The sequence below is a fragment of the Algoriphagus sp. PAP.12 genome (assembly GCF_026652115.1).
Classification (GTDB): Bacteria; Bacteroidota; Bacteroidia; order Cytophagales; family Cyclobacteriaceae; genus Algoriphagus.
Map to the genome: position 1 here is coordinate 197161 of NZ_JAPPSQ010000009.1, position 19088 is coordinate 216248.

At 38.7% G+C, this 19088-nt stretch carries 18 protein-coding genes; 10 read left to right on the plus strand and 8 right to left on the minus strand.

Features of this window, described 5'->3' with window-relative positions; all coding sequences use genetic code 11:
* Positions 1–6: 6 nt before the first annotated feature.
* The 6 genes from O0V13_RS12740 (at position 7) to O0V13_RS12765 (ending at position 4180) form a co-directional block, all read left to right on the plus strand.
* Entirely contained in the window at positions 7–801 is a 795-nt protein-coding gene (locus O0V13_RS12740) for a HipA family kinase (RefSeq protein ID WP_268035347.1), read from the plus strand.
* Positions 779–1162 carry a DUF3037 domain-containing protein gene (locus tag O0V13_RS12745; protein ID WP_268035348.1) on the plus strand — a complete coding sequence of 128 codons (384 nt, stop codon included), beginning with the start codon at positions 779–781 and terminating at the stop codon, positions 1160–1162. Before O0V13_RS12740 ends, O0V13_RS12745 begins: the two co-directional genes overlap by 23 nt.
* A gap of 12 nt (positions 1163–1174) precedes the next feature.
* Positions 1175–2011, plus strand: a complete 837-nt coding sequence (locus O0V13_RS12750) for an alpha/beta hydrolase (protein WP_268035349.1) — start codon at positions 1175–1177, stop codon at positions 2009–2011.
* Positions 2012–2239: 228 nt separating this feature from the next.
* On the plus strand, positions 2240–2680 hold the full coding sequence (locus O0V13_RS12755) for a Rieske 2Fe-2S domain-containing protein (protein ID WP_268035350.1): 441 nt from the start codon (positions 2240–2242) through the stop codon (positions 2678–2680).
* A 23-nt stretch (positions 2681–2703) separates the two neighbouring features.
* Positions 2704–3624 carry a DUF5777 family beta-barrel protein gene (locus tag O0V13_RS12760; RefSeq protein WP_268035351.1) on the plus strand — a complete coding sequence of 307 codons (921 nt, stop codon included), beginning with the start codon at positions 2704–2706 and terminating at the stop codon, positions 3622–3624.
* A 13-nt stretch (positions 3625–3637) separates the two neighbouring features.
* Complete coding sequence (locus tag O0V13_RS12765) at positions 3638–4180, plus strand: YceI family protein (protein ID WP_268035352.1); 543 nt, start codon at positions 3638–3640, stop codon at positions 4178–4180.
* 66 nt (positions 4181–4246) lie between these two features.
* On the opposite strand, the gene O0V13_RS12770 is transcribed toward O0V13_RS12765, so the two are convergent.
* The 4 genes from O0V13_RS12770 to O0V13_RS12785 all read right to left on the minus strand — a co-directional run bounded on the left by O0V13_RS12770 (position 4247) and on the right by O0V13_RS12785 (position 8356).
* Positions 4247–5767, minus strand: a complete 1521-nt coding sequence (locus tag O0V13_RS12770) for a sulfatase (RefSeq protein WP_268035354.1) — start codon at positions 5765–5767, stop codon at positions 4247–4249.
* A 55-nt stretch (positions 5768–5822) separates the two neighbouring features.
* Complete coding sequence (locus O0V13_RS12775) at positions 5823–6314, minus strand: GNAT family N-acetyltransferase (RefSeq protein WP_268035355.1); 492 nt, start codon at positions 6312–6314, stop codon at positions 5823–5825.
* Between the two features lie 64 nt (positions 6315–6378).
* A complete protein-coding gene (locus tag O0V13_RS12780) occupies positions 6379–6798 on the minus strand; it encodes a response regulator (protein ID WP_268035356.1) in 420 nt (139 codons plus the stop codon).
* A gap of 322 nt (positions 6799–7120) precedes the next feature.
* A complete protein-coding gene (locus tag O0V13_RS12785; protein ID WP_268035357.1) occupies positions 7121–8356 on the minus strand; it encodes a DUF5690 family protein in 1236 nt (411 codons plus the stop codon).
* 276 nt (positions 8357–8632) lie between these two features.
* Between O0V13_RS12785 and O0V13_RS12790 the strand changes: the two genes are divergently transcribed.
* From O0V13_RS12790 to O0V13_RS12805, 4 genes are read left to right on the plus strand one after another with little or no spacing between them, the layout of a single operon-like run.
* Positions 8633–9217 carry a helix-turn-helix domain-containing protein gene (locus O0V13_RS12790; RefSeq protein ID WP_268035358.1) on the plus strand — a complete coding sequence of 195 codons (585 nt, stop codon included), beginning with the start codon at positions 8633–8635 and terminating at the stop codon, positions 9215–9217.
* 6 nt (positions 9218–9223) lie between these two features.
* Positions 9224–10297 (plus strand): zinc-binding dehydrogenase, encoded by a 1074-nt coding sequence (locus O0V13_RS12795; protein ID WP_268035359.1) that lies wholly within the window; start codon positions 9224–9226, stop codon positions 10295–10297.
* A gap of 45 nt (positions 10298–10342) precedes the next feature.
* Entirely contained in the window at positions 10343–11491 is a 1149-nt protein-coding gene (locus O0V13_RS12800) for a TIGR03364 family FAD-dependent oxidoreductase (RefSeq protein ID WP_268035360.1), read from the plus strand.
* 1 nt (position 11492) lies between these two features.
* Positions 11493–12173 carry a phosphonatase-like hydrolase gene (locus O0V13_RS12805; RefSeq protein WP_268035361.1) on the plus strand — a complete coding sequence of 227 codons (681 nt, stop codon included), beginning with the start codon at positions 11493–11495 and terminating at the stop codon, positions 12171–12173.
* 56 nt (positions 12174–12229) lie between these two features.
* Here the strand turns inward: O0V13_RS12805 and O0V13_RS12810 are convergent, their stop codons facing one another.
* The 4 genes from O0V13_RS12810 to O0V13_RS12825 form a co-directional block, all read right to left on the minus strand.
* Positions 12230–12916 (minus strand): hypothetical protein, encoded by a 687-nt coding sequence (locus O0V13_RS12810; RefSeq protein WP_268035362.1) that lies wholly within the window; start codon positions 12914–12916, stop codon positions 12230–12232.
* 255 nt (positions 12917–13171) lie between these two features.
* Complete coding sequence (locus O0V13_RS12815) at positions 13172–15118, minus strand: OmpA family protein (RefSeq protein WP_268035363.1); 1947 nt, start codon at positions 15116–15118, stop codon at positions 13172–13174.
* 10 nt (positions 15119–15128) lie between these two features.
* Positions 15129–16100 carry a PorP/SprF family type IX secretion system membrane protein gene (locus O0V13_RS12820; RefSeq protein ID WP_268035364.1) on the minus strand — a complete coding sequence of 324 codons (972 nt, stop codon included), beginning with the start codon at positions 16098–16100 and terminating at the stop codon, positions 15129–15131.
* A gap of 5 nt (positions 16101–16105) precedes the next feature.
* On the minus strand, positions 16106–19088 hold a 2983-nt coding region (locus O0V13_RS12825; RefSeq protein ID WP_268035365.1), incomplete at its 5' end, for a gliding motility-associated C-terminal domain-containing protein.

Below are 19088 nucleotides of genomic sequence, written 5' to 3' on the forward strand. Positions count from 1 at the left end.
TCGAACATGGAAAAGGAAATAAAATTAAGGACCGTCAATGTGATCCGATACATCCTTCCTTTGAGAGAAGGTGGATCCTTGCCTGCTTTGGCAGATGCCGATGACGGATTCAAATATGTTTTGAAATTTCGCGGTGCCGGACAGCGTGAAAAAGCTCTAATTGCGGAGCTATTAGGTGGTGAAATCGCTAGAAAACTAGGCTTGAAAGTCCCAGAATTGGTATTTGCAGAATTGGACCCGGCTTTTGGAAGATCAGAGGGAGATGAGGAAATCCAAGACTTATTAAAAGGAAGCCAAGGATTGAACTTAGCCCTTCACTTTCTCTCTGGAGCAATTAATTATGATGCTTTGGCCATGACTTTGGATCCCCTTTTGGCTTCCAAAATTGTTTGGTTGGACATGTTGATCACCAACGTGGACAGAACTTTCCGAAACACCAATATGCTCATGTGGAACCGGGAGCTTTGGCTAATCGATCATGGGGCTTCGTTCCTGTTCCAACATAATTGGGTCAATTGGGAGAAAAGCGCTATCAATCCTTTTCCTATCATCAAAAATCATGTTTTGCTCCCACAAGCAAGTCTTCTGGAAGAAGCTAATGAAGAACTGAAACAACATTTGAGTCCAGAATTCTTTGAAAAATTAGTCCAAATCATCCCAGACGAATGGCTTTTGGCAGGCAGAGATGAAGAAGACCCCAACCAAGCCAGAAAAGTCTATCAGGACTTTTTGGCCCTTCGCCTATCCAATTCAGATCAATTCACCAAAGAAACCCAAGATGCAAGGACTTCGCTTATATGATTATGCCATCATCCGGGTGGTACCTCGGGTGGAACGGGAAGAATTTATCAATGCAGGTGTTATTATCTGTGATTGGAAAGGTGGCTTTTTGAAAGCCAAAATACATTTGCACACAGAAAAGCTCCAATGCCTTGATCCTGAGGCGGACGTTGAAACCATACTTTCCAATTTGAAATCCTTCGAAAAAATCTGTCAGGGAAGCCAAAAAGGAAGTCCGATTGGCGATATGGATTTGGCATCAAGATTCCGCTGGCTGACAGCGGTAAGAAGTTCGGTAATTCAGACTTCCAGACCTCATAATGGTTTCTCGGAAGATCTGGATAAAACCCTCGAAAAATTATTTGAAGAACAAGTAAAATAACCACAAAAAACCTTGAAAAAGCTCCTGTTTCCATTTTTCCTAACCTTTATTCTTCTTACAAGTCTTGTTTTCAAAAGTCAAGCTCAGGTAGATACTGTAAGCACTTTTAGCAAATCCATGAAGAAAGAGATCAAAGCGGTGGTCATTGCACCCGAAACTTTGGATTTGACCAAGGAATATCCTGTCACCTATTTATTGCATGGATATTCAGGCAACTATAAATCTTGGATCGATGGAGTTCCCGAATTGATTGATTTAGCAGAGGAACACCAAATGATCATTGTTACTCCTGATGGCAATTTTGATAGCTGGTACTGGGATAGCCCTGAAAAGGAGGATTCCCAATATGAAACCTACATTTCTAAAGAATTGGTGGAGTTTATAGATGAAAAATATCCGACTTTGGCTGCAAAAGAAGGTCGAGCTATTACAGGACTCAGTATGGGAGGACATGGGGCTTTGTATTTGGCCATAAGACATCAGGATATCTATGGAGCAGCAGGAAGTCAAAGCGGCGGAGTAGACATCACCCCATTTCCTGAAAATTGGAATATGAAATCCTATTTGGGAGAAAAATCAGAATTTCCTGAAAGATGGAAAGATTATTCTGTAATGGGACAATTGCATCTTTTGAGTAGAAACAACTTACCAATTATTATCCATTGCGGGACGGATGACTTTTTCTTCCAAGCGAATCTCAAGTTGCATGAAGAGCTCAACTATCTAAACATTCCACATACTTTTACTGCCAATCCAGGAGGCCATAACTGGGAATATTGGGAAGAATCAGTCCAATATCACTTGCTTTATTTCAAGAATTATTTTGAATCCAAAAAGGTAAAAGACTAAACTATTGGTAAAACTCATGTTTTAATGGGACAAGAAAAACCCATTTTACCCCCTTAGACTAAATCCAAATAAAAGTTTACCCAATAAAATTTACCAAAACATAATTCTGATTTTAGTTTTAATTACGACTATATACGTTATAAAATTTAAGCAAATCTTAATATTAGGCTAAGAATACTTTAAGAGGTTCGCCGTTACATTGGTTGTTAATTAAAATTTAAATCAACCATGGAAAACAAACTATCACGAAATCAATTCTTAAAAGAATTGGGTTTCAAAGGCGCTTCTTTATTAGCAATTTATTGTGGGGCTTCTACTTTGAGTTCTTGCACCAATGAATCCAACACTCCGACAGGAGGCTCTGTTGATTTTACCCTAGATCTTTCGACTTCTGCCAATTCGGGACTAAACACCGTAGGCAACTACCTAATCACAAATAGGATCGTAATTGCACGGATTTCAGAGACAACTTTTGCTGCAGTCACTCAGATTTGCACTCATGAAAATCGAGCAAAAGTCATTTACCAAAAAAGTTCAGGTGAATTTTATTGTACTGAACATGGTGCTAGATACACTACACAAGGAGTAGGACTCAACTCTGAAGGAAAAAGAGGAATCACTTCTTATAATACCGAACTAACCGGTACCACCCTACGGGTTTTCTCATAAAACCCACCGTACACCTATCTATCATGCTTAAGAAACTCAAGCTTATAGTACTACTGGTTTTTTGCGGATCAGGAGTTTTCGCCCAAGACGATTTGCTAAACATGCTCAATGATGACATGGAGCAAGATACCACTTTCACCCAGGCTACATTCAAAGCTTCTCGTCTGATTAATGGTCAAACCATTGAAACGGTTTCCAAAAACCATCTCAATTTTTGGATTTCTCACCGTTTTGGTTCAGTCAATAGCGGTTTCATCTCCAACTTCTTCGGGTTGGATGAGGCTAGAATCCGTTTAAGTCTGGAATACGGATTGACGGATCGATGGCTTATCGGTGCAGGTAGAAGTTCTGAGGAAAAAACTTACGACTTATATTCCAAATACAAAGTACTACGACAATCCAATCATTTCCCGATCACAGTTACTGCTTATGGAAGTATGGCTATAAATACCATGCCTACTGGCTATGTAATGAATTCGGGGGATGAGATGGTTTTCTACACGAATCCAGAGCGATGGACTTATACAGGACAGGCCCTGATAGCTAGAAAATTCCATGAAAAATTCTCATTTCAGTTGATGCCAACATTTATCCATTTCAACAAAACTGAAAGCAATTCATTTGATAACAACTTGATATCTCTTGGCATGGGGGGCAGGTACAAAATCAGCAACAGAGTAACTTTCTCTTTAGAATATTACTACAATCTTGTTGACCGAAATGGCTTTGAAGCCTCCACCGGCTATGCCTATCCTTACCACAACTCCCTTTCAATGGGATTTGATATTGATACTGGCGGACACGTATTCCAATTGCACTTCACCAATGCTAGAGGCATGATCGAGCGGCAATTTATTGGATTGAATACAGGCACTTGGGAAAATGCGGACATTTTCTACGGGTTTAATATTTCCAGAACCTTCAGTTTTGACAAAAAACGTTAAGCTTTACCTCAAAATGAAAAAAATAGCAATCGCCATTTACCTGCTGCTTTTCGCCTTCATTGCAAATGGACAAAGTCTTTTTTCCACCAAAAGTGGAATGATTTCTTTTCATTCTGATGCGCCTTTGGAGGATATTGAAGCGGTGAATAATAAAGTGGCAGCAATTCTAAACACGGATAATGAAGAGCTAGCTGTACAGATGAAAATCATCGATTTTGAATTCTCTAATAAACTAATGCAGGAGCACTTTAATGAGAACTATCTAGAAAGTGAAAAATATCCAACTGCGACATTTAAAGGAAAAATCATTGAAAAACTGGACCTTCAGAAAGCTGGAACTTATCCCGCAACCGCCAAAGGCACTTTGACTGTTCATGGAGTCAGTAAAGAAGTTACTATTCAAGGAACTATCAAATCAACTGGCCAAGAACTGGAAGCCGAATTCGATTTTCCAATAAAATTAGAGAATCATGAAATCGAAATCCCCTCGATTGTCTTTCAAAAGATTGCAGAAGAGGTTGAAGTCAAAGGAAAATTTACATTGGTCAAAAAGTAAAGTTCAAATGGGAAAAGAGGCTGTCTGAAAGGCTTGTTTCCAAGCAAAAGATGGCCTCTTTTTTAATTACTCAATCACTGAAGCCGGGTAAGGAACGGGTTGATTTGTTTCCTTAATAATTGGCATTTGAGCTCCTGTTTGCTGTAAAAGTCCTGTCATCAATAGAGCCATTTCAATAGTCTTCAATTTTTGAACTTGGCTCAAATCCCGAGTTTCACTGATGTCATTTGCGATATTAAACAGCTCCAACTTCTGGTCAGCATGGTGATAGATCAGTTTGTAATTCCCTTTTCTAAGGATTGAATAAGGAGGATTGTAATACGTATTTGGATAATGCCATAAAATCGCCCTTTCTTGATTTCCCTTTTCCCCTTCTATCAAAGATGTAACAAAACTTTGGCCGTCAATCTCGTATTTTTTCTGTATATCAACTTGGCCTGCCATTTCCAAAAATGTTGGAAAAATATCATCTATAAATACATAATCCCCATTCTGGGAATTTGGCTGCACAATTTCTGGCCATTTGACAATCAAGGGAACTCGAATCCCTCCTTCGTATGGACTTAATTTATACCCTCTTAATGGTAGATTTTGAGGAACCTCTTTGTGAACTCCATTATCGGACATAAAGACAATTATGGTATTATCCGAGACACCAAGTTTTTCCAAGTGATGTATTATATCTCCAAGAGATTTGTCCATACCCTCGATCATTGAGGCATAAGTAGCTTCCCTTTCTGTCAAACCTTGGTCTGCATATTTTTGGTAAAATCGATCATCTCTTTCCCAAGGCGCATGAATTGCATAGTGAGACATATAGAGATAAAAGGGCTTTTCTTCCTCCACAGCATCTGTCAAAGCCTTTTTTGCTTCTAAAGTCAATGCTTCCGTCAAGTTAATGTCCTTTCCGTGGTACTCTTCCAGTCCTGGCACATCCCAAATATGTTCCCCATTTGTTCTCCATGCTGCACTAAAATCTTTGGTTCCCCAATAGCTCCCAGGCCCTCCAGCAGCATGCCCAGCTATATTGACATCGAAACCCAGATTCAGTGGATTTTCACCAGGAGTCCCTATCGCTCCAAAATGAGCTTTGCCTACATGAATGGTTTTATAGCCAAGTTTTTTCAGTTCCGCTGGTAAAGTGGGCGAATAAAAAGTCCTAGGAACCGATCTATCTGGACTGAGTCCATTTAAATTCCAATCAGGTGATTTGACCACAGGGATATCATCATCTGGAGATTGATCTTTTCTCAAGGTCCAATTGGTTACTTTATGTCTGGCGGCATTGACCCCTGTTAACAAACTGACTCTCGAGGGAGAACAAACTGCATAAGCATAGGCTTGGGTAAACCTCACTCCCTCATTAGCCAACCTCTCCATATTAGGAGTTTTGTACCTTTTATTTAACTCTGTCATTTCAGAGAAAAAAGGCACAGAAGTATCTGTCCAGCCCATATCATCCACAAAAAAGAAAACAATATTAGGCTGGGTCTCACTGGTATTTTGAGAAAAAGCCGAAAACAGGAAGATGGATGAGAACAGAGAAATAAGGAATAAACCTTTTCCAAAACCAGAGAATCTTTTCACGGTATTGAGGGAATTAATTTTAGAATTGAGACACAAAAAAGCATTTTTTGAGCAATTAGCCTAATTCCTTGAACATGATATATGTATCAACAAATCCCATTTTCTGATGTCTAAAGCCTTTTGGAGTAGTTCCAATAATTTCAAAACCAAACTTCTTCCAAAGCGCAACAGCTGGCAAATTAGTACTTACGACAATATTGAATTGGATTCCTTTGTATCCTTTTTGACTGGCAAACTCCAATGAATGGTCACAAAGTAGCGTCCCAATTCCTTTCCCTTGATAATTAGGGCTGACCATATAGCTCCCATTTGCAATATGATTACCCAAATCAATTTGATTAGGTTTGATCACATAGGTCCCTACTATTTCGCCATTCTCCTTTTCAGCTACAAAAGTGTCCATGAAATCAGCAAACCAATGTTTTGGAAGAGATTCTTTGGGTGTTTGAGGGTCAAAAACATAGGTATCCCCACCTGCTATTACCTTGGAAAACAACTCCCAGACCGCTTCAAAATCACGATCAATGGCAGCTTTTCTAATTTTCATCTGCATAGAAATTTATGTAGAATCAATTTGATGAAAAATAAGGACTTAGAAAAAGAAAAGAATGCTATTCCTCCTGAAACGAAACTTTTAAATCTTCCAGAATTCCTCTAATACTGGTTTTATTAAATGGCTTATGGTAATAGCCTATCACCTCTTTATAGGCAATCGCTCTGTTTCTTTGCTCCATCCCGATAAAATTCGTGATTACCACAATTTTAAAGTGCTCTTTAAATTGGAAATCGAACTTTCCGAATTCATCGAGAAAGCCCCAACCGTCCAATACTGGCATTTTTAAATCCAGCAAAATCAATCTATCTTTTTGATCAAACAGCCGTTTAGAAAGCTCTTTAAGGTGATCAATAGCCCTACTCCCATCAAAAAATATCTTTACATTATTTTTAAAGCCAAAGGAGCACAATCTTTTTCTCACCACTTCTGTATAAAGCTTATCATCATCTATTAATACAATTTCCGAAAAATCCATTCTTAAAAACTTTTACATTATAATTTAAGAACGAATATAAATAGAGAAAAATAAATGAAAATATATTTTTAAAATTAAACAAACCACATAAAACAGGAGATGAAATTCAATTATATAAAAACAAAATCAATCATGTATTAAACAATTAATTACAATATGATTTAGTAATTAAATATTGAAAAAAATCATAAGAAAACAGTTCAATCAAGCTTTTAAAAACTGGTGCTTCAAGGATACCTATTAAATGGATACCCATCAATTCAAATTCCTATTCCGGTCAGCAGTAATTTATTTGAAAATATTGATTTTCAAATAATTAAAATCAAAACAAACTCTTTTCCAACCTTCTCAACTTTCGTTTCAAAGCATTGGTTTTCATAACCAGTAAACAAGCCAAAACAAAAAGTATTATTAGCATTCCTGAAACCAAATTCAATCTGGTAAAAAAGTTTACCCAAGAAACCAATGGGCTTGCCAATTCTTTATATAACATAATTCCAACACTTCCTAAATAACCAAAAGCATCAGCTATATAAAACAAGAATCCAACAGTCCCTTTAAATCTCAAAACTGCTATAAACCTTTCAAATATTAAGCAGTGAAACAATATATATGGTAGATAAATACTAAAACCAGAAACAATCATCCAAAGAATCGGATCCATTAATTGATTTCCAAAAAGGATTGTAGCCAAAATCATCAATGCAGCCCCAAGTAAAGTCAAAAACATCCCGGATCGAAATGCGGACTTGTTATCCAGAATCAAGATCCCAGCAGCTGAAATTAGCAACACCACAATGGCAATCGGAATCTCAGTTAATGTAATGAGCTCAGGTTGACCTGACATTCCCAGCTCTTTCCAAAATTCGACAATGAAATTATCTCTGAAATCACGTACAATCGTCAAAAGAACATAGATCAAAACGAGAAATAAGAATGCTCCCCCGTGTTTTTTTAGAAACTTGATACGATCCGATCGCTCCATAGGCTTTCTCTCAGTCCTCATTTCTATATCCAAAGAACTTGGACCTTTTACCTTGCTTAAGATAAAAGAAGAAGCGACAAACATTGGAAAGAACAATAATCCAGTCGCGAATGGCATCCACAATTCGGAAATCCCATAGGAAGACATCAGCCAAAGACCGATTGATTTGACAAAACCGGTGGAAAAAATGAAAGTAGCGCTCAAGCCCGCTACCAATAATTCGGAATTCCTCCTGCCTTCGAGGTAAATCAATACAATCCCGAAAATCATTCCCAAGGGCAATCCGTTCAGGAACATTGCCACTGGCTTTATCCAATCTGGAACTACCGCGAAGGCCAACAGCATAAGGATGCTGAATCCAACGAGGCTTATCAAAGCTGTGAATCTTTTTCCAACAGACAGCTCTGACACGACTTTAATCCCAATAAACTTTGAAAGCATATAGCCCATCACCTGACTAATGATCAAAAGTGTCTTAAAATGGAATGTCCCCAGGTCACTAATTCCTTCAAATTGTCCGGCCAAAAATGCCTTCCTTGCCGCATACATTCCCGTATAGGCTAAAAATGCCATACTAAGTAAGACTAGGTCAGTTTTCGATATAGATACTTTATTCAATCTCAAATTGAACAGTTTTTGAGTTTTAAAAATCACTGTAAATTATAATAAGGGCGTTTGACCAAAAATAGACTCAAACAAATAATCCCAAGAATCCAGAATGTTATTATAGTATTAATTTTTCGTTTAGGGAAATTAATTTTCTTATTATGAAATTTTTAATAACCTTTGATAGAAATGGATTGAGCCATTTTCAACTAGTTCGATTCATTCAATTAGAATTTGATATTCATGGAAAATTCAAACTATCTGACCAGCTATATCGGGGGTAAGATCAAAGATTTGAGAAAATCTAGAAACCTTAAACTCGGAGATCTTTCAGATCTATCAGGAATCAGTATTGCAATGCTAAGCAAAATTGAAAATGGAAGAATCTACCCGACAATTCCTTCTCTAATCCAGGTCTTACAAGCTCTCAACGCTGATCTCAACGAGTTTTTCTCAGATCTTAAAGAAGACCCTAACTCCCCTGAATACATCCTGATCAAAAGATCGGACTACAAATCGATTAAGAAAGAGGAAGAATCGATTGGTTTTGATTATGAATTAATCTTGAATAGAAAGATCGAGAAGTCTTCTTTGGAAATTTCACTTCTGACAATTTCAAAGTCGTCTAAGAGAGACCGCGTTTCAACCGAAGGCCTAGAATACTTATACGTAATCAAAGGAAGCCTGAATTTTGAATTAGGAGACACCTCTATTGCATTAGGAGAAAATGATTCTCTTTTCTTCAATGGAAAAATCCCACACGTCCCTGTCGGCACCTCACAATCTGAGGTGATTCTTTTGGTAATATATTTCATTGAAATCAATTAATCCATCATGGAAAATATTGGGAAAGCCATGGTTTTTAAAGGAATCAAATCCCCTTTTAACTTAGAGGAGTTTAAATTCCCGCTATTAAAACCTGGAGAAGTCCTAGTAAGAAATTCCTACAGCACTGTCTGCACCAGTGATCTCCATACTTTTTACGGAAGAAGGCATTCCTGCACGAATAGCGTTTTAGGACATGAAGTCATTGGAGAGATAGTTGATTTATCTCAAGGTGGCATCTCTGACTATCAGGGGAATTCTCTCAAGGTTGGAGACAAAGTCACTTGGACCGTTTTTGCCTTTGACCCCCTTTCGGAGAATACCCTAAAGGGATTTCCTCAAAAATCTGAAAGACTTTACAAATATGGGCATGAAGAAATCAACGAGGAATATCAGTTGAATGGAGGCTTTTCCACACATACTCATTTGCGAAAAGGAACTGCAATTTTCAAACTACCATCTAATCTAAGTTTGAAAGAAGCAGCTCCTATCAATTGTAGTCATGCGACAATTGCAGGAGCGATCCGAATGGCTGGAGATATTTCAGATAAAAACGTATTGGTTAGCGGAGTTGGAATGCTTGGATTATCGGCTTGTGCCCAAGCAAAATTCCTGGGAGCTAACCAGGTTTGGGCTCAGGACATCAATTCTGAAAAATTGAATTCTTCAGAGGAATTCGGAGCAGATCAAACCTTTCTTTATCCTGAAAAAGAAATAGAAACCGCCAATCAGGAGATTGGAGGGATTGACATCGTCATTGAGACTTCAGGTTCGCCGGAAGCCATTGAAAAATGCATCGGACTCTTGGGAATCGGTGGGACTATCATTTTGGTGGGATCTGTTTTTCCTCAAAGGGATTTAGCAATCAATGGAGAAGTTTTGGTCAGAAAAATCCTAACCATCAAAGGGCTACATAATTACACGCCAGAAGACTTGCAAACAGCTATAGAGTTTGTTTCCACTGCCAAAAACAGATTCCCTTTTGAAAAGCTGGTCGGGGCAGAATTTCCATTAGATGAGTTGGAAAAAGCCTTTGAATTGGGACAAGAAGGCAAACATTTTAGAGTTGGAGTAAAGCCATGAAACACAGATTGAAATACCCTTTTTATCAATATAATCAACATTACCATGTATGATTTAATAGTTGTAGGCGGTGGAGTGCTTGGAGCATTTCATGCATATCATGCTTTGGAAGCTGGATTGAAGGTGGCTATCCTTGAAAAGGACAAAGCACCTCAAGAAGCTACTACCCGCAATTTTGGACAAGTTGTCCCATCTGGAATGGACAGCAAATGGCAAACCTATGGTCGGGAAAGCCTAAAAATCTACAAATCAATCCAAGCCAAGTTTGATGTCACTGTCCGAAATAATGGATCGGTATACTTGGCTTCTAACCAAGAAGAACAGCAATTGATCGAGGAGCTTTTTTCCATCAATCAATCCAATGGATATACTTCCGAATTGCTTTCCAAAGAAGCTTGTTTGGCTAAATATCCTGGCTTGCGAAGGGATTATGCGGTAGGTGGATTGTTTTTTCCTGAGGAAGTGACAGTTGAACCGAAAACGATGATTCACAGGCTACTGGAATACTTGATTCATGAAAAAGGGCTAGCTTACTTCCCAAATCATCAAGTGGTCTCCTGTAGCAATACCGGAAATGGTGTTTGGCTGGAAACCGCTGCTGGAAACAAATTCAAAGGAGAAAAGGTCATTATCTGTAATGGTCGTGATTTCAAGACTCTTTACCCTGAGATTTTTACAGAAAGTGATCTAGAAGTCACTAAACTTCAAATGATGCTAACCAAACCTCAGTCAAAAAGCTACATACTTCCGGGTTCTATTTTGACAGGATTATCGATTCGCAGGTACGAGGCTTTCCATGAATGTCCATCATTCGCAGAGGTCAAAAGCAGGGAACCTAAGGATTCTTTGGAGAAAAAATGGGGAGTTCATATCCTTTTCAAACAAGCCACTGACGGATCAGTGATTTTGGGAGATTCTCATGAATATGCAGATGCCAAAGACAGTGATGATCTAGGTTATGATTTGAATATGGATATCGATCAGTTCATGATTGATGAAGCCAAAAAGATAATCGACCTTCCAACTTATGAAATAGCTCACCGTTGGTTTGGGGTATATTCCCAATGCAAAACCAAAGATATTTTCCAACAAACCATTGATGAACATATCCATGTGGTGACTGGAATCGGTGGAAAAGGAATGACCGGAAGTGCTGGATTTTCAAAAGAACATATTGAACAATTATTTAATTAAAATGAGCAAGATCAAACTAGCCGTATTTGATATGGCGGGAACCACTGTAGATGAAGATAATGTCGTCTATAAAACCGTCCAGAAAGTCATCAACGACAAAGGCTATGGCGTTAGCTTGGACCAGGTTTTAGAATATGGAGCTGGAAAAGAAAAACACCAGGCCATCATTGATGTATTGACCAATTGTACAGAGGAGAAAGAGGTCAAAGAAAAAGCATCTGAGATTTTCGGGAATTTCAAGCCGGAATTGAAAGCAGCATATGAAAACTTGGATGTGAAGACTTTTGAAGGAGTCAAAGAAATGATGGAGACCTTACGCTCCAAAGAGGTCTTTGTTGTTCTCAACACAGGATATGATAGAAAAACTGCCCAATCATTGGTAGATAAACTAGGTTGGGAAGTCGGTAAGGATATTGATGGATTGGTTACTGCTGATGATGTGACCAATGGGAGACCTGGTCCAGATATGATACTTAAAGCGATGGAAATTGTAGGCGTCACAGATTCTCAGGCTGTCTTAAAAGCTGGAGATTCAGCCATTGATATTGAAGAAGGAAAAAATGCCAATTGCGGTTTGACTGTAGGCGTTTTGACTGGAGCCCAAACTTCCAAGCAGCTACAAACTGTCAATCCAGATTACATTCTGGAAAGTGTGGCTAGTCTGGATAAGATTTTGAGTTAAAAAATCTTGATAAAAATAAAACAGACTCTCATTTGTTTGAGAGCCTGTTTTATTTTTTAACAAAGGAGTAAGTTGGTTTCAATTTCTCCAGTAAGGATATAATTTTCAACTTTTTCAAAAATCGTTGAAAAGGTAGCACTCTCCTCTAACTTTTCTTTTTTCTCTGCCCATTTCTTTCCGATTAGGATTTCAACATTATCAATTGGAGGGCCGATTTCCTGTCTTTCTTTTTTTATTGAGTCCAATAGTATTTCTCTACAGGATCTCACCATTCTATTTCCAAAATCCTGGCTCCGATATTCTTCTTGATGAGAAACACTGAAGACTAGTACTTTGGAATCTTTCTCATGAACTAAAGGAAGAATACATTTACAGAAATTAAAACTTGGAACGATTCCTTGACTAAATAAATCCTCAAGATTTTTATTGGTTAAATCATTTATTTTCAATTCTTGATTATGCTGGTAGAAGTTGACAAAAATCGCATCAAGCGGATACCAAGTCTCAAACAGATAAGTTTGAAACAATTGTGATTCTTCTTCATTCGAAAAGTCACAATTAAATACATGGATTTTCTCCAAATCCACTGGAGACAAATCCTTCTTAAGAAAATATTCATCCTCCTCCTTTTTCAAAGGAAGAACGATTTCAAATTCTTTTTCTAATAATATTCTTACAAGTTTTTTTTCAAAACATGAGGGTTGCATGGAGGCGACCAAGGCAACCTTTGCATTTTTATTCACTAGTTTACTATTTGGGTGACTGGTTATAGGGGAACTAAATAAGAGGGGTAATTTCACGGATTTAATTCATTTCAAAAAATTAAGGCCCAAAATGATACCATATTTTTTTGTAAATCACCGAATTAAATCAACTTCATATACCTACGTATGGAATAACTAATCTGGATGTTTTTTGTTCAAAATCACATTTGGTGAAATAAAAAAAGCCTCTAACAAATTGTCAGAGGCCTTTTCAGAGCAGAAAAAATCCGGTGATTAATAATGCGTAATCTTAAATTCAGTTCTTCTGTTCAATTGATGTTCCTCGTCCGAACATTCTACCCCATTGGAACATTGGTTTAATAGTTGGGTTTCGCCATAGCCAATCGCTTTCATTCTGTTCCCACTGATTCCCATATTGAGAATATAATCCACAGCAGCTTTCGCTCTTTTGTCCGAAAGCTTCAAATTGTAATTATCCGAGCCTCTTGCATCGGTATGAGAATAAAGTTCAATTTGAATAGTCGGGTTATCCTTTAAAATCTGGACTAGTTTATCCAATTCGGGTTTGGCATCTTCACGAATTTCCCATCGGTCAAAATCATAATAGATATTTTCCAATGTATATGTTTTCCCCACCTGAATTTGATCTAAGTAGATATCCTGATAGAAAACCGAGTCGGAAGGATTCTCAGGTAAATTGAATGATACCGAACCATCCAAATATCCAGTCTTTCGGCCTATCATTTCAAGTGACTGTCCCAATTCAACTTCAAACCTGAATTGCCCATCTGGTTTGGTAACAAAAGAAGCCAAAACATCTCCATTGCTGGATTTTAAATCCACAACGGCATCAGACAATTCCATCTTTGTCTCTTTATCTAGCACTTTCCCTTTTACCACTAGTTCCTTTTGCACATTCAGGTCAACCCAATAAATATCATCCAATCCCATTCCTCCTGTTCTATCAGAAGCTAAAAATGCCTCATCCCACTTTCCATCCACTAAAAAGAAGCCAAAATCATCCCTATTGGAATTCACAGGACTTCCTAGATTTTCAGGGTTTGAAAAACTAATCCCAGATTTTTCAGCTTTGAAAACATCTAGACCACCGATTCCTGGATAACCTGCACTTGAAAAAACCAAATCCCCATTTTGATCGATAAAGGGAGTTCTCTCATCTTCTGAAGTATTGATATCTGCTCCTAAGTTTACGGGACTAGACCAACCTTGGTCTTGAGAATAAGTGACATAGTAAATATCAGCTTTCCCCTGGCCCCCAGGCATGTCAGATGAAAAGTACAGTTTGGAATTAGCTGCATCGTAAAATGGATCCGCCACCGAATAAGCAAAGGCATTATTAAAATCCAGTGGACTAAAATCTTCCATCATCAAAGAATCACTGTCCAAGGCAAAAAAGACCTCCGGGAATAAGGTATAGTTTCGGGCCTTCCCTTCCCCTGACTTATCAAATTTCTGAGCTTGCGTAAGCGTTAAAAACACATTATCACCGCTTTGGAAATAAGGACCAACATGTAGGTTGCTTGCAAATTGTTCATCTTTCTGAGCAGTGCCAGAAACAACCTTTTCTTCCTTTTTCCAACTTGCTGAATACATGGATAAATAGCCATTTCCAGTCCATCCATACACATTGCTATTCAGGGCATTTCTGGAATCTACTCGCTTCTTAGTTTCCCCTATTCTATCTGAGGTAAACCACAATACATCCTCGGTAGAAAGAAAAGGTCCAAATTCGGAGAATGTCGAATTGATTTCCTTCAAAGAAGAAACTTGTGCATCATTGGGTTGATTTAACAAATCCCTTCCCTCACTTGCCGTCTTCCGCAAAAAAGAAAGTTCAGGATTGGATTGATCAGGATCTAATCGCGTCAAGATTTCTTCAGCCTCAGAATACTTGGAGTTTGCAATCAACACCTCTGCAAAAGGTTTCAGATCCAATGAATCCAAATCCCCATCTCTATTGAGTCTGCTATACCATTCTTCAGCCTGTTCAAAATTTCGGGTTTTGTAATATGCCTGAGCCAACCCGCGGGCAGACTCAGGCATGGGTGACAACTCCCAGCTTTTCAAGAAACTGTTAATACCTTCTGAATAATTCAAACCATCTGAAAGGGAAACCCCTTCCATATAATCCCTGTAGGCCAAAGGCTTGCAGGAAAACAAAATCAAAAAAACGAGACATTGTAAACATATTCTCCTCATGGAAATAGACTTAAAAGAAACGTGGTGAAACTAATCTTACCCTCTTTGGAGGGAATAAAAAGGCTACTGAAATATCATGTGTTGTAAAGGTATTGACAGAGAAACCTGTCAAAGAATGATCATAGGCATATCCCAATCGCAAGCCCTGCTTTAATTGAACCTGAACCATTCCGATTACAGCAGTGGATTTTTTTAATCCATCTTGAATTTCCCTCCCTGGCATATTGATTCCTGCTCTGTATCCAGCCCCTAACCAAAAGGTATCGTTAAGAATTAAGGAAGCATTTACATCCAATCTTGCCGGAGCATTGAAATCATCCATATACATGATAGAAGGAACCAAAGCAAAATTGTAATTCAAGTCAAAATGGTACCCACTGGAAAGGTAAATGTGAGGGCTTGGCTTTACCATGATATCTCCTTGGTCAAAATTCACCACTGAAGAAAGCATCTGATCAGCCGCAAGACCTACATAGAATTTTTCATCATAGAGAAACAGGCCAAATTTCATATCAGGATATGTCATCCTATCTTTCCCAACGGGAATAGAAGGATCATCATCCTGATCTGGGCGAAGGATCCCTCCATCCAATTGAGCATTCACTATTCCTGCTCCTACACCGAATGACAAATATTTTGTATTCGTCAATCTCAAATGATAGGCTAAATTTCCATAAACAGCCGTTGTTTTTTGAGCTCCCAGTTTATCAGTCAAAACTTGCCCTCCAACTCCTAGCTGGGAATCTTCCAAATAGGTATCTCCTGCTACTGCAAATGTTTCAGGACTCCCCTCCACTCCAGTCCATTGCTTTCGGTAATAGGACTGGAGATAAAGCTGCTGTTTGTATCCAGCATAAGCAGGATTGATAAATACTGGATTAAAAATGTATTGGCTATACTGAGGAACCTGCTGTCCCTGAACCAATTGAGTAGAACAAAGGACGAATCCTACTAGTATCAATGTTATTTTAAAGAATTTCATCTTGCTCACTTAATTATTGTTACAAAACCTGTCATTGTACGCATCACACCTTCATGATCCCATAGATTCACTTGGTAGTAGTAAGTTCCACCCACCAGATTATCTCCGTTCCAGTCATTTTGGTAATCATCGGACTGATACACTTCAACACCCCATCTATTGACTATCAAGATTTCATTTCTACTAAAGAACTCTTGCAGTCCTCTTAGTACCCATGTATCATTTCTTCCATCTCCATTTGGAGTGAATACGTTTGGTATTTCAAAGAACATCTGCCTATGATCCACGGTAGATGAATTATCATCTGGATCCAATTCAACATCATCTGAACTCACCCAAGCTGTATTGGATACATCTCCTTCGGCTATGGCTTTGACTCTGAAAGTCAGCATCTGGGTCGCGCCTGCTTCCAACTCATCGATCATCCAAGTCAAGGTTCGGTTTTCTGAATTGTATGAAGCAGTTCCTGCACTTACATCATGGCCCAGATATTCCACAGCACTAGAAAGAGTATCTGTCATAACGATCTTATTTGCCCTGGCTTCAGAGTTGTTGGTAATCGAAATCTTATACTCAAAGTTGGATTCCATCATAATCAGAGGTGATGAAACTTCTTTGGTAATTTCAAGATCCACCTCATTTGGTAACTCATCTACCGGAACAGGATCAGAAGATGTCTCAGTGTCCGGGAAGTTTCTTCCAGAGATAAATACCCAATTGACTAGATTTTCATCCACTTTTTCGGTCACCATCAATCTTAGATTTATTTCCATCACTTCTCCGGCATCCATGGATTCAATCATCCAAGAAACTGCTTCTTCTGACAGTTCACCTTCGGGTTCCATATTCATTACCATGGTACCGGCAGGCAATGAATCCACAACTGAAATATCCCATGCAGTATATTCTCCCACATTTTCAATTCGTATGATGTAATCAATCATTTCCCCAACCTCTACGGATTCCAGATCAGCATATTTCCAAACCTGAATTCCGGTTTGATCATCGATCACCTCGACACCATCTCCAGGATCAGATTCTTTTGGAGTTTCTGGGTCCTTCGGATCATCCACAATGGCAGTATTGAATAATATATCACCAACCTCAGCCATTTCATTGACTTGAGCCAAAAGGGTCAACTCAATCACTTGACCTGGAGCCAGGGATGGAATAATCCATTCAACCACTGAATTCGAAAAGGTTGCTCCTTGATCTGCTGAAATAAAGGTCAGTTCTTCAGTGAGGGTATCAGTTACCAAAATTGATTCCTTAACCTCTTCAGATATATTGGAAACGATGATGGTATATGTGATCTGATCTCCTACCATGGCCTTTTCAACATCAGGAACCTTGGTAATAGTAAATGAAACAGGGTCTATTACTTCAATAATTTCAGGATCAGATTCATCCGGAGAGTCAGGATCATCAGGGTCAGTAACCACTGCGATATTGCTGATCGAGGTTCCAACCTGAGTGGATGCATTTACTCCTACAGTCAAGGTAAACACCTTACTTTCCCCTGCTGCCAACTCATTCAATTCCCAAACAACCACTCCTTCTGTCAATACTCCCGATTCTGAGGCGTTGATGAATTGAAGGTTGGAATTCAGAGTATCTGATATGATTAGGTTTTCAGCCAATTGAGAACCTGGGTTCGTTACTGTAATAGTATAAATCACCTGGTCTCCTGGTAGAACTTCCTTCTTATCGGCAGACTTACTGATGGTCAGAGAAACTGGATCTTCAACAACCACAATTTCCGGATCAGATTCTTTTGGACCCTCTGGCTCATCTGGACTGGATGCGATAGCCACATTGCTAATTTCAGTACCACCAGTTACATCTTCAGCCACTTGTACTTCTAGAGTAACCGTTCTACTCTCCCCTGCTCCCAGTTCTGAGATTTCCCAGGTAACAACTCCATTGGAAACTGTTCCTCCATCAGTTGCAGCGATAAACTCAAGCGCTTCATCAAGTGTATCATGGATCGTAACATCCCCAGCTATTCCTTGACCTGAGTTCATGACATTGATCATATACACAACCAAACCTCCTGGAAGTACAGTTTCTACGTTAGCAGACTTCGTAACACTCAATGAAACAGGATTTACAACTGTAATAATTTCAGGATCAGTCTCTTTTGGAGTATCAGGATCATCAGGACTGGAAATGATAGCAACATTGCTGATTTCAGTCCCCACAGGCGTATCCTGACTCACTCTTACAGTTAAGAGAAGTTCCACAATTTCCTTGGAATCTATAGAGGCTAGATTCCAAGTAACTGTACCTCCATCATTTACTCCACCATTTGTAGAGCTGGTGTATTCCAGATAATCTGACAATTCATCTTTTACTGTCACATCCGACATTGGAACCTCTGAGGAATTAAGAACTGTAATCGTATAAACAACTTCCTCTCCTGGTAACACTTGGACATTATTCGCAGTTTTTGTAATAACTAGACCGTCATTCATATCGCAAGTCAAAATCTGAATGGTAACCATAGCCCTTTCAACACTTTCACAATTAGTCGCAGGATTCGTCTGACTTGCATAATAAGTCTCTCCGTCGACTAAAAGTGTATTGGCAGGAAGTGGAGTATCAGAATCCAAACTTGAATACCAAAGAATTCCTTCTCCAACAATGGCAATTGATTCTAAGGTTGCGTTATCGGTATTACAGAATGCCTGATTTGGATTTTCGATTTCAGGTTTTTCAGTCACTCTTACAGTTACCGTCAAATGGGCAGCCTCTTCTGGCTTGCTTTCACAAACTTCATCCCCTTCAACTGTCACATAATAACGAGTGGTTACTTGTGGGCTGATAGATGTAGAAGAAACTTCCTCAGTCAAATCCTCATCCAAATAGAATCTGAAAATTGGATTGGTTATGGTGCTGGAAGTGGCTGTCAGATTAACCGATTCTCCCAAGCAGATAAATAGATTTTCTACATCAATATCTGAGCTTTGCGCATCATCCTTAACAGTA

Bases quoted from the DNA above. Each gene is read 5' to 3' on its own strand.
- O0V13_RS12785 (WP_268035357.1), bottom strand. From the start codon at position 8,356: ATGGCATTTTTAGCCTATACGGGAATGTATGCGGCAAGGAAGGCATTT.
- O0V13_RS12745 (WP_268035348.1), top strand. From the start codon at position 779: ATGCAAGGACTTCGCTTATATGATTATGCCATCATCCGGGTGGTACCT.
- O0V13_RS12800 (WP_268035360.1), top strand. From the start codon at position 10,343: ATGTATGATTTAATAGTTGTAGGCGGTGGAGTGCTTGGAGCATTTCAT.
- O0V13_RS12760 (WP_268035351.1), top strand. From the start codon at position 2,704: ATGCTTAAGAAACTCAAGCTTATAGTACTACTGGTTTTTTGCGGATCA.
- O0V13_RS12790 (WP_268035358.1), top strand. From the start codon at position 8,633: ATGGAAAATTCAAACTATCTGACCAGCTATATCGGGGGTAAGATCAAA.
- O0V13_RS12740 (WP_268035347.1), top strand. From the start codon at position 7: ATGGAAAAGGAAATAAAATTAAGGACCGTCAATGTGATCCGATACATC.
- O0V13_RS12795 (WP_268035359.1), top strand. From the start codon at position 9,224: ATGGAAAATATTGGGAAAGCCATGGTTTTTAAAGGAATCAAATCCCCT.
- O0V13_RS12820 (WP_268035364.1), bottom strand. From the start codon at position 16,100: ATGAAATTCTTTAAAATAACATTGATACTAGTAGGATTCGTCCTTTGT.
- O0V13_RS12765 (WP_268035352.1), top strand. From the start codon at position 3,638: ATGAAAAAAATAGCAATCGCCATTTACCTGCTGCTTTTCGCCTTCATT.
- O0V13_RS12755 (WP_268035350.1), top strand. From the start codon at position 2,240: ATGGAAAACAAACTATCACGAAATCAATTCTTAAAAGAATTGGGTTTC.
- O0V13_RS12775 (WP_268035355.1), bottom strand. From the start codon at position 6,314: ATGAAAATTAGAAAAGCTGCCATTGATCGTGATTTTGAAGCGGTCTGG.
- O0V13_RS12780 (WP_268035356.1), bottom strand. From the start codon at position 6,798: ATGGATTTTTCGGAAATTGTATTAATAGATGATGATAAGCTTTATACA.
- O0V13_RS12815 (WP_268035363.1), bottom strand. From the start codon at position 15,118: ATGAGGAGAATATGTTTACAATGTCTCGTTTTTTTGATTTTGTTTTCC.
- O0V13_RS12805 (WP_268035361.1), top strand. From the start codon at position 11,493: ATGAGCAAGATCAAACTAGCCGTATTTGATATGGCGGGAACCACTGTA.